13 protein-coding genes are annotated in these 14,104 nt (G+C 61.0%); 4 read left to right on the top strand and 9 right to left on the bottom strand.

What is annotated here, in order from left to right:
- Positions 1-105 precede the first annotated feature (105 nt).
- The 3 genes from ilvD to BLU48_RS26560 all read right to left on the bottom strand — a co-directional run bounded on the left by ilvD (position 106) and on the right by BLU48_RS26560 (position 4,701).
- On the bottom strand, positions 106-1,947 hold the full coding sequence (gene ilvD, locus BLU48_RS26570) for a dihydroxy-acid dehydratase (protein WP_046069958.1): 1,842 nt from the start codon (positions 1,945-1,947) through the stop codon (positions 106-108).
- A gap of 229 nt (positions 1,948-2,176) precedes the next feature.
- Positions 2,177-3,316, bottom strand: a complete 1,140-nt coding sequence (locus tag BLU48_RS26565; RefSeq protein WP_231989000.1) for an MFS transporter — start codon at positions 3,314-3,316, stop codon at positions 2,177-2,179.
- A gap of 188 nt (positions 3,317-3,504) precedes the next feature.
- Positions 3,505-4,701: a class I SAM-dependent rRNA methyltransferase gene (locus tag BLU48_RS26560; protein WP_015886370.1), complete on the bottom strand. Its 1,197-nt coding sequence runs from the start codon at positions 4,699-4,701 to the stop codon at positions 3,505-3,507.
- Between the two features lie 206 nt (positions 4,702-4,907).
- Between BLU48_RS26560 and BLU48_RS26555 the strand changes: the two genes are divergently transcribed.
- Both BLU48_RS26555 and mutM read left to right on the top strand, forming a co-directional pair.
- Positions 4,908-5,720, top strand: coding sequence for an HDOD domain-containing protein (locus BLU48_RS26555; RefSeq protein WP_172833449.1), 813 nt, complete (start codon positions 4,908-4,910; stop codon positions 5,718-5,720).
- A gap of 21 nt (positions 5,721-5,741) precedes the next feature.
- Positions 5,742-6,554 (top strand): bifunctional DNA-formamidopyrimidine glycosylase/DNA-(apurinic or apyrimidinic site) lyase, encoded by an 813-nt coding sequence (gene mutM, locus BLU48_RS26550; protein ID WP_057022819.1) that lies wholly within the window; start codon positions 5,742-5,744, stop codon positions 6,552-6,554.
- A gap of 123 nt (positions 6,555-6,677) precedes the next feature.
- Here the strand turns inward: mutM and BLU48_RS26545 are convergent, their stop codons facing one another.
- From BLU48_RS26545 to BLU48_RS26525, 5 genes are all read right to left on the bottom strand, one after another.
- Complete coding sequence (locus tag BLU48_RS26545) at positions 6,678-6,929, bottom strand: YfhL family 4Fe-4S dicluster ferredoxin (protein WP_003195146.1); 252 nt, start codon at positions 6,927-6,929, stop codon at positions 6,678-6,680.
- A gap of 102 nt (positions 6,930-7,031) precedes the next feature.
- A complete protein-coding gene (coaD, locus tag BLU48_RS26540) occupies positions 7,032-7,511 on the bottom strand; it encodes a pantetheine-phosphate adenylyltransferase (RefSeq protein WP_003176711.1) in 480 nt (159 codons plus the stop codon).
- Between the two features lie 103 nt (positions 7,512-7,614).
- A complete protein-coding gene (locus tag BLU48_RS26535; protein WP_057022820.1) occupies positions 7,615-9,210 on the bottom strand; it encodes a GMC family oxidoreductase in 1,596 nt (531 codons plus the stop codon).
- Positions 9,211-9,247: 37 nt separating this feature from the next.
- On the bottom strand, positions 9,248-9,793 hold the full coding sequence (locus BLU48_RS26530; protein WP_046069953.1) for a hypothetical protein: 546 nt from the start codon (positions 9,791-9,793) through the stop codon (positions 9,248-9,250).
- A 29-nt stretch (positions 9,794-9,822) separates the two neighbouring features.
- Positions 9,823-11,250, bottom strand: a complete 1,428-nt coding sequence (locus BLU48_RS26525; protein WP_057022821.1) for a coniferyl aldehyde dehydrogenase — start codon at positions 11,248-11,250, stop codon at positions 9,823-9,825.
- A gap of 144 nt (positions 11,251-11,394) precedes the next feature.
- Between BLU48_RS26525 and BLU48_RS26520 the strand changes: the two genes are divergently transcribed.
- Complete coding sequence (locus tag BLU48_RS26520) at positions 11,395-12,066, top strand: TetR/AcrR family transcriptional regulator (RefSeq protein ID WP_005792294.1); 672 nt, start codon at positions 11,395-11,397, stop codon at positions 12,064-12,066.
- Between the two features lie 34 nt (positions 12,067-12,100).
- The gene (locus BLU48_RS26515) at positions 12,101-12,955 is read left to right on the top strand and encodes a sulfurtransferase (RefSeq protein ID WP_057022822.1); all 855 of its coding nucleotides are present in this window, start codon (positions 12,101-12,103) and stop codon (positions 12,953-12,955) included.
- A gap of 120 nt (positions 12,956-13,075) precedes the next feature.
- Here BLU48_RS26515 and BLU48_RS26510 read toward each other — a convergent pair whose 3' ends face one another.
- Complete coding sequence (locus BLU48_RS26510; protein WP_057022823.1) at positions 13,076-14,071, bottom strand: hydrolase; 996 nt, start codon at positions 14,069-14,071, stop codon at positions 13,076-13,078.
- Positions 14,072-14,104 lie beyond the last annotated feature (33 nt).

The raw sequence follows: 14,104 nt of genomic DNA, 5'->3' as shown, positions 1-14,104 counted from the left end.
ATCGGGAGCAAGCCCCCTCCCACATTTTGATCATCATTGTGCTTGGGGTTATCTCCAGGCAAAAAAAATGCCCCGCACCTGGCGGGGCATTTTCATGCGCGGGGCTTACAGGCCGTCGAGCATGGCTTTGTTGCGTACGGCACCCTTGTCGGCGCTGGTGGCCAACAACGCGTAGGCCTTCAACGCAGTAGTGACTTTACGCGGACGTTTTTCCACCGGCTTCCAACCCTTCTTGTCCTGCTCGACCCGACGTGCAGCCAGTTCTTCGTCGCTGATCAACAGGTTGATCGAGCGGTTCGGAATGTCGATCAGCACCTTGTCGCCATCCTGCACCAGGCCGATGGCGCCACCGGCAGCCGCTTCCGGCGAAGCGTGGCCGATGGAGAGGCCCGAGGTGCCGCCGGAGAAGCGCCCGTCGGTCAGCAGCGCGCAGGCTTTGCCCAGGCCCTTGGATTTAAGGTACGAGGTGGGGTAGAGCATCTCCTGCATACCCGGCCCGCCTTTCGGGCCTTCGTAGCGGATGATCACGATGTCGCCTTCCTTGACCTCGTCGGCGAGGATGCCGCGTACCGAGCTGTCCTGGCTTTCGTAGATCTTGGCGCGGCCTTCGAAGACATGGATGGACTCATCCACACCCGCGGTTTTCACCACGCAGCCGTCGAGGGCGATGTTGCCGTACAGCACGGCCAGGCCGCCTTCCTGGGAGTAGGCGTGCTCGACACTGCGGATGCAGCCGTTTTCACGGTCGGTGTCCAGGCTGTCCCAACGGGTCGACTGGCTGAAGGCGGTCTGGGTCGGGATGCCCGCCGGGCCGGCCTTGAAGAAGGTGTGTACGGCTTCGTCGTCGGTCTGGGTGATGTCCCATTTGGCGATGCCTTCGGCGATGGACTTGCTGTGCACGGTCGGCAGGTCGGTGTGCAGCAGGCCGCCGCGGGCCAGGGAGCCGAGGATCGAGAAGATCCCGCCTGCGCGGTGCACGTCTTCCATGTGGTACTTCTGGATGTTTGGCGCGACCTTGCACAGTTGCGGCACGTGGCGGGACAGGCGGTCGATGTCGCGCAGGTCGAAATCGATCTCGGCTTCCTGGGCCGCGGCCAGCAAATGCAGGATGGTGTTGGTGGAACCGCCCATGGCGATGTCCAGGGTCATGGCGTTTTCGAACGCCTTGAAGTTGGCGATATTGCGCGGCAACACCGACTCATCGTTCTCGCCGTAGTAACGCTTGCACAGCTCGACGATGGTGCGGCCGGCCTGCAGGAACAGCTGCTCGCGGTCGCTGTGGGTGGCCAGCGTGGAACCGTTGCCCGGCAAGGCCAGGCCCAGGGCTTCGACCAGGCAGTTCATCGAGTTGGCGGTGAACATGCCGGAGCACGAACCACAAGTCGGACAGGCGCTACGCTCGTATTCCGCGACCTTCTCGTCAGAGGCGCTGGAATCGGCGGCGATCACCATGGCGTCGACCAGGTCGAGGCCGTGGGAAGCGAGCTTGGTCTTGCCGGCTTCCATCGGCCCGCCGGAGACGAAGATCACCGGGATGTTCAGGCGCAAGGCAGCCATCAACATGCCGGGGGTGATCTTGTCGCAGTTGGAGATGCACACGATGGCGTCGGCGCAGTGGGCGTTGACCATGTACTCCACGGAGTCGGCGATGATCTCGCGGCTCGGCAGCGAGTACAGCATGCCGTCATGACCCATGGCGATGCCGTCATCCACGGCGATGGTGTTGAATTCTTTCGCTACACCGCCGGCGCGTTCGATTTCACGGGCGACCAGTTGACCCAGGTCCTTGAGGTGGACGTGACCGGGTACGAACTGGGTGAAGGAGTTGGCAATCGCGATGATCGGCTTCTTGAAGTCGTCATCTTTCATCCCCGTGGCACGCCACAGTGCGCGGGCGCCGGCCATGTTGCGGCCGTGGGTGGATGTTTTCGAGCGGTAATCAGGCATTGGAGCACTCCGGGCGGCTAATCAAGTACTAAAGGGGAGTGAGCTTCTAATTGACGACTGGAACACCCGAAAAATGGCCGTGTGTCCGGAAGTTGCCACTCGCGTCGCGGGATCGCCGCGTGCTTGGGCCTCGAGCTCATAAACCCGCCGGGGGATGACTGGCGATGAATAGGGCCGATTCTACACCGCTGGCGGCTGGAGGGAATGGCCGAAACCGTGAAGATAACGGCTATGGGACGTGTGGGCGTGGCTTGATCAGTGCATTCAGGGCGAGCCCTGCGGCGCTCAGGATTAGAAAGCACAGGGCGAGGGCGATGGTCAGGTTGTCGGTGGCCAGGTTGATCACCAGGCTGATCAGGCCACCGCACATGAAAATCAGCAGGCTACCGGCGGAGGTCGCTGTGCCGGCCAGTTGTGGATAGAGGCTCATGGCCTTGGAGTTGGCGATGGGACGGCAGATGGTAGTGCCGGCAGTGCAGATCAACATCGGGATCAGCACCGTGGCGGCAGACAGGCCGAACTGCCAGGCCAGCCAAAGCATGACCAGGCCTGAAAGGGCGATCAACAGCAGGCCGGTATTGATTTGACGGACTGCGTCCATCTTGCGATGCAGGACGCTGGCAATCACTCCGCCGAATACGTAGGCCGCGCCATATAGCAGCAGTGCCCAGGCAAATTGATACGCCGACAGGTTCAAGCGCTCCATGAAGATCAGTGGCGACATCACAATGAACGAGAAATGACAGGCAAAGGCCAGGGCAGAAATCAGCCAGTAACCGATAAATCGTATGTCGGAGAACAGCAGCCAATACCCACTGAAAAACTGTCGCTTGGACGGGCGGTGGCTGCTGCGGGCATCGTGCAATAGACGTGCGGACCACAGCCACACCACGGTTGCCAGCGCGATAAACACGTAAAAGCTGGCCTGCCAGCCGCCCAGGAGCTGCAGCCAAGTCCCCATCAGCGGCGAACTGGAGATGAAAATCCCTCCGGCGGTGGTCATCCAGATTCGAATCCGCTCCAGTTCCCGACCGGCGAACAGGTCCTGGATCAGCGCCTGTGACAAAGCAAATGCCCCGCACCCCACCGCCTGGACTACGCGAAAGCCAATGAACCATCGAAAGTCCTCAGCCAATAAGCATCCCGCTGCGCCAATCGCCGATAGTGCAATACCGGCCAGCAGCAGCTTCTTGCGGCCAAACAGGTCAGACAACGGCCCGATCAGCAGCAACGAGACCGCCAGGCCAATGGCGAAGACACTGACGGATTGAGCGATCTCGGAAGGCGTAGTGAGAAAGTGGCCGGAGAGGGCGGGGAATGAGGGCAGGACCACGTCGAGCGGGAAGACGGCCAGCAACGTCATTGTCATCAGCAGAAGGATGATGGATGACTTTTTTGATGAGGGCGCACGATGCAGCATCAGCCTGTTCGCTCGATCCGTGAGGGGGAAACGAGGGTCGATCTGGCTGCAAGCAAAGTCAATGGATGCTGCGGCAGGACAATTCCGAAAATCCCGTAGGAACACCCGTTGAGTGCTCCTGCGGGGCCTATAGCCTATTAGCTATTAGGCAACAACCGGCACGTAATGCTCTTGATATAGCGTGTTTCGACAATCGCTGGGTGTACCGGGTGATCCGGACCCTGACCGCCACGCTCGAGCATCTGGATATTGCGGTCCAGGTGGCGGGCGCTGGTCAACAGGATGTTCTGCAGATCGTCTTCCGGCAGGTGCATGGAGCACGAGGCGCTGACGAGGATGCCGTCCTTGCTGAGCAGGCGCATGGCTTGCTCGTTGAGGCGGCGGTAGGCGCCTTCGCCGTTCTTCATGTCTTTCTTGCGCTTGATGAAGGCCGGTGGGTCGGCGACGATCACGTCGAAGCGCTCTTCGCTGGCTTTCAGTTCCTTGAGGGCTTCGAATACGTCGCCTTCGATGCAGGTCATCTTCTCGGCAACACCGTTCAGCGCGGCGTTGCGCTCGACGCCGTCGAGGGCGAAGGCCGACGCATCGACGCAGAACACTTCACTGGCGCCAAAGGCGGCGGCTTGCACGCCCCAGCCGCCGATGTAGCTGTACAGGTCGAGCACACGCTTGCCCTTGGCATACGGGGCCAGGCGGGCGCGATTCATGCGGTGGTCGTAGAACCAGCCGGTTTTCTGGCCCTGGATCACCGGGGCTTCGAATTTCACGCCGTTTTCTTCCAGCGCCACCCACTCCGGCACCAGGCCGAACACGGTTTCGACATAGCGGTTGAGCCCTTCGGCGTCACGTGCGGCGGAGTCGTTCTTGAACAGGATGCCGCTCGGCTTGAGCACTTGGGTCAGCGCGGCGATCACGTCTTCTTTATGGGCTTCCATGGTCGCCGAGGCGATCTGTACCACCAGGATGTCGCCGAAACGGTCGACCACCAAGCCAGGCAGCAGGTCGGAATCACCATAGACCAGGCGATAGAACGGCTTGTCGAACAGGCGGTCACGCAGGGACAGGGCGACGTTCAGGCGGTGCACCAGCAGCGACTTGTCCAACGGCAACTTGATGTCGCGCGACAGCAGGCGAGCGCAGATCAGGTTGTTCGGGCTCATGGCCACGATGCCCAGGGTCTTGCCGCCGGCCGCTTCCAGGATCGCCTGGTCGCCTGCCTGGAAGCCATGGAGTGGTGTGGCGGCCACGTCGATTTCGTTGCTGTAGACCCACAGGTGGCCGTTGCGCAAACGACGATCGGCGTTGGCTTTGAGACGCAGGCTTGGCAGGGACATGACGTCGCTCCGGAAAAAAGAGCGGGAGTATAGCGTGTTGCGCATTATTTGGCGGCGGCACCGGACATGTGGGAGGGTTTCAGTTTGGGTTGTGGGTGTCGGCCATGTCCGCATAAGGGTTAGAATTCGCGTCTAGCCCAGAGTGTGTACTTATGTCCCAAGAGCTTTCCGCCGAGCAGATCCAACAGGTCCTGCAAGGCATCAGCGTGCCGCCCCAACCGCAGATCATGGTGGATTTGCAGATGGAGCAGTACATGCCCGACCCGGACCTGGAAGTGATCGCACGGTTGATCGCCCAAGACCCGGGCTTGTCTGGCGCGTTGCTCAAGATCGTCAACTCGTCGTATTACGGCTTGAGCAACAAGATCGCCTCCATCCAGCGTGCGGTTAACCTGTTGGGCAGTCGGTCGGTCATCAACCTGATCAATGCCTTGTCGATCAAGGGCGAGATGAGCGACGACACCATCGTCACCCTCAACCGCTTCTGGGACACCGCCCAGGATGTGGCCATGACCTGCCTCACCCTGGCCAAGCGCACCGGCACCCAGGCGGTGGACGAGGCCTATGCCTTGGGCTTGTTCCATGATTGTGGCGTGCCGCTGATGCTCAAGCGTTTCCCCAACTACATGGCGGTGCTGGAGCAGGCTTATGCCAGCGCCGGCCCCGAGCGCCGCGTGGTCGACACCGAGAACAACGCGTTCAACACCAACCATGCGGTGGTCGGCTACTACACCGCCAAGTCCTGGCGCCTGCCGGAACATGTGACCGATGCCATCGCCAATCACCACAATGCCCTGGCGATTTTCAGCGATGAGACGTCGCGCAATCCGCAGCTCAAGAACCTACTGGCGATTTTGAAGATGGCCGAGCATATCTGTTCGTCCTGTCGCGTGCTGGGCAACCAGGCCGTGGACCATGAGTGGAACGCGATTGGCCATCTGGTGCTGGATTACGTGGGCCTGTCGGACTACGACTTCGAGAGCCTGAAGTTGTCGATCCGCGAACTGGGCGCGCACTGACCCGTTATTCAAGAGGTACACATGCCCGAGTTACCAGAAGTCGAAACCACCCGGCGCGGGATTGCCCCGCATTTGGAAGGCCAGCGCGTCAGCCGCGTGGTGGTGCGTGACCGGCGCCTGCGCTGGCCGATCCCGGAAGACCTGGATGTGCGCCTGTCGGGGCAGCGTATCGTGCTGGTGGAACGGCGGGCCAAGTACCTGTTGATCAATGCCGAGGTGGGCACCTTGATCAGTCACTTGGGCATGTCGGGCAACCTGCGCCTGGTGGAGGTGGGCATGCCTGCGCTCAAGCATGAACATGTCGACATCGAACTCGAATCCGGCCTGGCCTTGCGCTACACCGACCCTCGACGTTTCGGTGCAATGCTCTGGAGCCAGGACCCGCACAACCACGAACTGCTGATTCGCCTGGGGCCGGAACCGTTGACCGAGCTGTTTGACGGCGAACGTTTGTTCCAGCTGTCGCGCGGCAAATCGATGGCGGTGAAGCCGTTCATCATGGACAACGCGGTAGTGGTAGGGGTGGGCAATATCTATGCGACGGAAGCGCTGTTTGCGGCGGGTATTGACCCGCGGCGTGCGGCGGGTGGCATTTCACGCGGGCGCTATTTGAAGCTGGCGATTGAGATCAAACGGGTGCTGGCCGCTGCTATCGAGCGGGGCGGTACTACGCTGCGGGACTTTATCGGCGGCGATGGGCAGCCGGGGTATTTCCAGCAGGAACTGTACGTGTATGGCCGTGGCGGCGAGGCGTGCAAGGTCTGTGGGACCGAGTTGCGCAATGTGGTGCTGGGGCAGCGGGCGAGTGTGTTTTGCCCCAAGTGCCAGAGCTGAGTGCTGTGTGATGGCTGATATCGCCATCGGGGGCAAGCCCCCTCCCACACTTTGATTTGTGAACACATTCAAAATGTGGGAGGGGGCTTGCCCCCGATGAGGCCCTCACAGGCACTAAAAAACTTAAGCCTTACCGGTAATCTTCCGATACTTCTCCATCAACTGCTCTTCAGTCTCAGGATGTGCCTCATCCAGCGGAATGCAATCCACCGGGCAAACCTGCTGGCACTGGGGTTCGTCGTAATGGCCAACGCACTGGGTGCACAGGTTAGGGTCGATCACATAGATCTCTTCGCCTTGGGAGATCGCAGCGTTCGGGCACTCGGGTTCGCAGACGTCGCAGTTGATGCAATCGTCGGTGATGATCAGGGACATGGAAACTCCTGCCAGGGCGCGCGGCCAAGGCATCTGAAAACTAATGCGCGCAATTGTGCCGCATTGGCGCCCGCAGTGCGAGCAGGCGCCGCTTGAGCGGTCTTACTTCTTGAAGCGCAGGGTCAGTGCATCTGCCACCGCAGGATGGACGAACTTGGTGATATCTCCGCCCAAAGCCGCGATTTCACGGACTAACGTCGAGGAAATGAACGAATAACGTTCCGACGGCGTGAGGAACAGGCTTTCCACATCCGGCGCCAGTTGGCGGTTCATGTTGGCCAGCTGGAATTCGTATTCGAAGTCCGACACCGCGCGCAGGCCACGCAGGAACACATTGGCGTTCTGCTCCTTGGCGAAATGCGCCAGCAGCGTCGAAAAGCCCACTACTTCCACGTTAGGCAGGTGCTTGGTGACCTCACGCGCCAGCTCCACGCGCTGTTCCAGGGGAAACAGCGGGTTTTTCTTGGGGCTGGCCGCGACCGCGATGATCACATGGTCGAACAGGCGAGAGGCGCGTTCGACCAGATCGCCATGGCCTTTGGTAATCGGGTCGAAGGTACCTGGGTACAACACTCGGTTCATCGCGTCGTCCTGGCGGAGTCCGTTGGGGAACCGGATGGTATCGCAGCCATCCCGGTCGGCCAAGTCGACTTATGTAGATAGAGGTCGTTAATCCCACGCTTTTTCATGCCGTTTTCAGACGTTCGGCCAACGCTGTCGCGAGTTGCGCGGTCAATCCGTACACCGACAATTGCGGGTTGGCGCCAATGCTGGTGGGGAACAACGAGCCATCGTGAATCGACAGGTTGCGCAACTGATGATGTCGGCCAAGGCTGTCGGCCACGGCGTTTTTCGGGTCTTCGCCCATGGCACAACCGCCCATCACATGGGCGCTGCCCAGGGTTGTGCGGTGCAGTTCCAGGCTCAAGCCGTCAATCACGCTGCGTGCTTCGGCCAAGGTGTTCACGAACCTTGCATCGTGATGCAGGGGCTTGACCGATTTGGCTCCTGCGGCGAACTGGATCTCGGCCATGCTGTGGAAGGCCCGGCGCAGGCCATCCCAGGCGTAGGGTGAGACCTGATAGTCGAGCACCGGCGTGCCGTCACCACGCAGATCCACAGTGCCGCCCAGGCTGTCGGGGTGAAAACCGTCGCGCAGCAGTGCGAGCATGGCGTGGGTGTGGGGCAGTCGATTCATGTCCAGTGCGTTTTGCGCGCCGTAGCCGCCGAACAGGGTGCTGGCCAACCCTGGGTGCAAAGGCGGTGCTTCAAGCTTGTAGGACATTTTACCGGTGGTGCCGTCCTGCCATTGGAAATGGTCGGAATAGATCGACTGCGGCGCACCGTAGAACGGGTTGATCACTTCGTCGAACAACCCGGCGGAAAAGTTGACCAGATGTAGAAAGGTGCGTTTGCCCAGCCGCGAATGCGGGTCGGGTGCGTCCGAGCGCATCAGCAGGGCCGGGCTGTTGATGCCGCCGCCCGACAGCACGTAGTGCCTGGCCTTCACGCTGATCTTGCGTCCGGTGGGTGCCACGCAGCGTTCGTCCATGGCCACGCACTCCAGGCTGCTGATAGTGTCGCCACTGTATTTGAGCTGCTCGGCGCGGGCCAGATACAGCAGCTCGCCGCCGTTTTCCAGGGTGGAGGGGATAGTCGTCACCAGCATCGACTGCTTGGCATTGACCGGGCAGCCCATGCCGCAATAACCCAGGTTGAAGCAGCCGCGCACATTGCGTGGGATCACGTGCCAGCTGTAGCCGAGTTTTTCGCAGCCTTTGCGGATCACATCGTTGTTGGCATTCGGCGGCAGCGCCCACGGCGCGATGCCCAGGCGCTGTTCCATTTTTTCGAACCAGGGCGCCATCTCTGCGCTGCTATGACCTTTCACTGCGTATTCGCTGGCCCAGTGAGCGAGGGTGGCGTCGGGTGTGCGAAAACTGGAGGTCCAGTTGATCAAGGTGGTGCCGCCCACCGCCCGGCCTTGCAGGATAGTGATGGCGCCGTCCTTGCTCATACGCCCGATGCCCTCCTGGTAAAGGCTGGCATAGGCTTCGTCCTCCAGCAGCTTGAAGTCGCTGCTGGTCTTGAGTGGGCCTTCTTCGATCAACAACACTTTGTAGCCGGCGGCGCTGAGGATTTCGGCGGTGGTGCCGCCTCCGGCACCGCTGCCGATAATGGCTACATCGGCTTCCAGGGTCAGGTCGTTGTCGAGGGCGGCGCCGTTGTGGGTTTTCCAGCCTCGGGCCAGGCCGTCGCGGAACAGATCGGGTACGGGCATCAGGTTCGTCTCTGGTTTTTATTGTGAGGGATGCGAATCAGATCTTCGGCGGGCCGGGGTAGCCGCAATGGGCCCAGGACGCGGGCCGGAAGTACCAGGCCATGATTACCAGCTTGAGCAACGAGCCCTGGCCCATGCGCAGCAGGTTCAGGTAGCTGTTCTCCCAACGGTGCAGGAAGTTGCGGATTTGCTCGCTGCTGGCGTTCTCCCAACTGCCCCAGATACCGGTCAACGGGCCGCGGGTGATACCCATGCTCAGCACGTCAAATAACTGCTGGGTGAGCTTGAACATTTCTGGCGACAAGTGCTGCAGGCTGTAGTCGAGCTTTTTCAGAGTGTCGTCAATGCCAGCGACCACCGCCTCGGCGCTGGCCGCGCCTTCCAGCAGCACCGGGATCACCGCACGCAAAAACGGCAAGTCACTGGCGCGCAGCATGGCAAAGCCACTGGCCGGTGTACTGCTGGAGCAGCCGCTGAGGCTGGCGCCAAGCCCGGCAGTGGCGAGAAACGCGCTGGCGCACAGGCCGATTTTCAAGACGCCGCGCCGCGACAGCGCGGGTGAGTCAGTCAGGCTGGGATTCATTATTTTTATCGTCCCGAAGGTGGCGGTTATCAGCGGATAAACAGCTTCTGGATCAGTTTCTGGATCGATTTGCCATAGGGCGGGTAGATCAGCTTCGCTGCGTTGAGGCGTTGTTTTACCAGCACGCCCTTGGCCTTGCTGAACGTCAGGAAACCCTCATGGCCGTGGTAATGGCCCATGCCCGACGGGCCGATGCCACCGAACGGCATGTCATCCTGGGCGACGTGCAGCAAGGTGTCGTTCAGGCATACGCCACCGGAGTGGGTTTCGTGGAGCACCCGCTCCTGCTCGCCCTTGTTGTAGCCGAAGTAATATAGGGCCAGTGGGCGCGGACGTTGGTTTATGTAGGCAAAGGCTTGGTCAAGGCCGCGATAAGGCACGATGGGCAAAAGCGGGCCGAAGATTTCGTCCTGCATCACGGTCATGTCGTCGGTGACATTCAATAGCAGGCTGTGGGCCATCCGCCGCGCCTGGTCTTGCTCGTACAGCGGGATCAGGGTGGCGCCCTTGTCGGTGGCGTCCTTGGCGTACGCATGGAGCCGGGCCAGTTGTCGCTCGTTGATGATGGCGGTGTAGTCCGGGTTGTCAGCCAGGGTCGGATAGAACCCGCGAATGGCCTTGGAGTAAGCCTCGACAAACCCCTCCACGCGGTCTTCCGGAACCAACACGTAGTCCGGCGCCACGCAGGTTTGCCCGGCGTTCAGGGTTTTACCGAAGGCAATACGCTCGGCGGCGTCCTTGAGGGGGACATCGGCCGAGACAATGGCTGGCGACTTACCGCCCAACTCAAGGGTGACCGGCGTGAGGTGTTCGGCGGCTGCGCGCATCACGTGCTTGCCAATGCTGGTGGCGCCAGTGAACAGCAGGTGATCGAAGCGCAATTTGGAAAACGCCATGCCCACTTCGGCTTCGCCCAGTACCACGCAAACCAGGTCCTCGGGGAAGATCCTGGCGAGCAGCGTCTTGAGCAGTTCGCCGGTGGCCGGCGTGGATTCGCTGAGCTTGAGCATCACCCGGTTGCCGGCTGCCAACGCCCCTACCAGCGGACCGATGGCCAGGTACAACGGGTAGTTCCACGGCACGATGACGCCGACCACGCCCAAGGGTTGGTAAATGACCTTGGCCGAGGCGGGCTGGAAGGCAATGCCTACAGCGCGGCGGGAGGGTTTCATCCAGCCCTTGAGGTGTTTGCTGGCATAGTGAATGCCGTGCAGGCTGGGCATCAGTTCGGCGAACAGGGTTTCGTCCGCGCTGCGATGGCTGAAGTCCTGGCTGATCGCCGTGATCAGCGCCTGGCGTTCATCGCTGAGCATGTCCCGCAAGGCCTTGAGCCATTGCTGGCGTTGCGCCGCCGGTGGCATCGGGTTGGCGGCGTAGGCGCGACGTTGGGCGTCGAACAGGTCTTGGAGGTGATCCAGCGCCTGGGAGTCTTGCAGGTAGGCAACGTTGGCAGGCATGGCGCGGTCCCGGTTGTTATTGTCTGCCTGGATTTTTAGAGTCATTGCTCTAAATTGTCAAATAACATTGCAGTAACATCCGGATTTATCCTGGCCGGCATAGGCCGTAAGATGGCCCATCCCGTGTATAGAAGCTGATCCCCCATGGCACCACGAGTAAAGACCAGCGAGCGCATTGTGCAAACCAGCCTGGAGCTTTTTAACCAGCAGGGCGAGCGCAGTGTCAGCACCAACCACATTGCCGCCCACATGGAAATTTCCCCGGGTAACCTGTACTACCACTTCCCCAACAAGCAGGCGATCATCGCCGTGCTGTTTCGCGAATATGAAGCGTTGGTGGACAGTTTCCTGCGCCCGCCCCAGGGGCGCACGATGGTGGTGGAAGACAAGCGCTTTTATCTGCAGGCCGTGCTGGCGGGCATGTGGCGTTATCGTTTCCTGCACCGCGATCTTGAACATTTACTCGAAAGCGACCCGGAACTGGCCACTGGCTACCGGCGGTTTTCCCAGCGTTGCCTGATCCAGGGTGGTGCTATCTACCAGGGGTTTGTCGACGCAGGCATTCTCAATATGGACCCGGTGCAAACCGAGGCCCTGACCCTGAACGCCTGGATCATCCTGACCTCGTGGGTGCGATTCCTGTGCACCACCAATGAGAAATCCACCCACCTGAGCGCCGAAGCGATCAAGCGCGGGGTGTACCAGGTGCTGGTGCTGGAGGCGGGGTTTGTCACGCCCCAGGCCAAAGAGGCGGTGGACGCCTTGTTCAAAGAGTTTTACGTGCCGTTGAACCAGGCACTGGAAGAAGTGAAGTAGGACCTTTCCCCCTTTGTATTCACAGGAGTCCGTCATGCCGCTTGCCCAACTGATCAGCCCCCAGCAATTGGCCGAGCGCCAGAAGTCGGCCGGGCTGGTGATCCTGGATTGCCGCTTTGCCCTGGAGGACCCGGACTACGGGCTGTGCAGTTACGCCGAAGGGCATATCGAGGGGGCTCAATACGCCGACCTGGAGCGCCACCTCAGCGGCCCGGTAACCAAGGGCGTGACGGGTCGTCATCCTTTGCCAGCAGCAGACACGTTCGCCAAGCAGCTACGGGCCTGGGGCATCAGTGCCGACACCGATGTGGTGCTATATGACGATGGCCCAGGCGCCTATGCGGCCCGTGCCTGGTGGCTGTTGGCCTGGCTGGGCAAGCGGGAGGGCGTGTTTATTCTCGACGGTGGCCTCAAGGCCCGGCATGTCGCTGGTTTCCCCTTGAGCCTGGATGCACCGGTGATTGAGCCAGGCACCTTTGCCGGAACGCCGGATCACCGGTTGGTGCTGGATGCCGAGCACTTGCACAAGCGCCTGGGTCGACCTGGCTTGACTCTGATCGACGCCCGCGCCCAGCCGCGCTTTCGTGGAGAGGTTGAACCCATCGATCCGATTGCCGGGCACATCCCTGGCGCGCAGTGCGCGGCATTCACTGAAAACCTGGGCAGTGACGGGCGCTTCCTGCCGGCCGAGCAGCTCAAGCAACGCTTTGCTGCGCAGTTGCAGGGGCGCCCGCCGGAGGAGTTGGTGGCGTACTGCGGTTCGGGGGTGACGGCATGCCATAACCTGTTTGCCCTGGCGTTGGCGGGGTATCCGTTGGGCAAGTTATATGCGGGGTCGTGGAGTGAGTGGATTACGGATCCGGCGCGGGAAATTGCAACAGGCGACTGAGCAATCGCCCCTGTAAACCCAATCAAAATGTGGGAGGGGGCTTGCTCCCGATAGCGGTGTAACAGTCAGCTTATCTTTAGCTGACCCACTGCAATCGGCAGCAAGCCCCCTCCCACATTTTTATCCATGTTGTGCCAGTAGCCATTGTGGGATGCGGCGTTCCAGGTAATAGCCTGGGCGTTTCAGCGAGCCCTCCACGAACCCCACGTGCCCACCCTTTGCCAGCAATTCAAACTCGGTGCACTCCGAGAGTTCACTCGCCTCGGGGAGGCTATGAGCAAACACAAACGGATCATCGGCCGCCTGGATGATCAGCGTTGGTGTGCGGATATCGCCCAGGTAGTAGCGACTGGAGGCGCGGCGATAGTAATCCTCAGCACTCAGAAAACCATGCAACGGCGCCGTCACCCGCCCGTCGAAGTCCCAGAACGTGCGCATTTTTTCCAGGGAGCCCAATGCTTTCAGGGTTTCGAGCCCTTCCTCACGGCCATCCTGCAAAAACTGGCGCTGCTTGACGCGGATATACGCCAGCATCTCGCGCATGAAGTGTTTCTGATAGATCCGCGAAAACCCCAGCCCGATGCGGTCAGCGCACTGATCGAGGCGAAATGGCACCGACACCGCCGCCGCGCCTTGCAGCTGCGAAGCCATGCCGGTTTCCCCCAGGTGCTTGAGCAGCACATTTGCGCCCAGTGAATATCCCACGGCATACAAGGGTGCCAGCGGCCGCTTGGCGCGCAGATGGGCAATCGCCGCCGCCAGGTCTTCGCTGGCACCGGAGTGATAGCTGCGGGCAAGCAGGTTCGGCTCGCCGGAGCAGCCCCGCCAGTTCAATGCGACGCTGGCCCAGCCTTGGGCGGCAAGGGCTTTTTGCAGGCCGGCCACGTAGGGTGAGTTGGACGAACCGGTGAGGCCATGCAACACCAGCACCAACGGTACCTGTGCATCGTGGGGGCCGTGCCAGTCGAGGTCGAGGAAGTCGCCGTCTTCCAGCCACAGGCGTTCGCGCTGGCGCTCGATGTGGGTCGTCGGGCGCCACAGCGGCCCCCACAATGTTTGCAGGTGAGGATTGCCGAGGCCGAAGGCGGGTTTGAACAAGTCGGAAGAGGGTGTCATGAAACTCTCGGTAGCCAGTGAGCTTGCCGTGGC

It is taken from the genome of Pseudomonas synxantha, from assembly GCF_900105675.1.
GTDB lineage: Bacteria > Pseudomonadota > Gammaproteobacteria > Pseudomonadales > Pseudomonadaceae > Aquipseudomonas > Aquipseudomonas synxantha.
The sequence above is the reverse complement of the archived record's forward strand: the minus strand, read 5'-3'. Positions and strand labels throughout refer to the sequence as shown.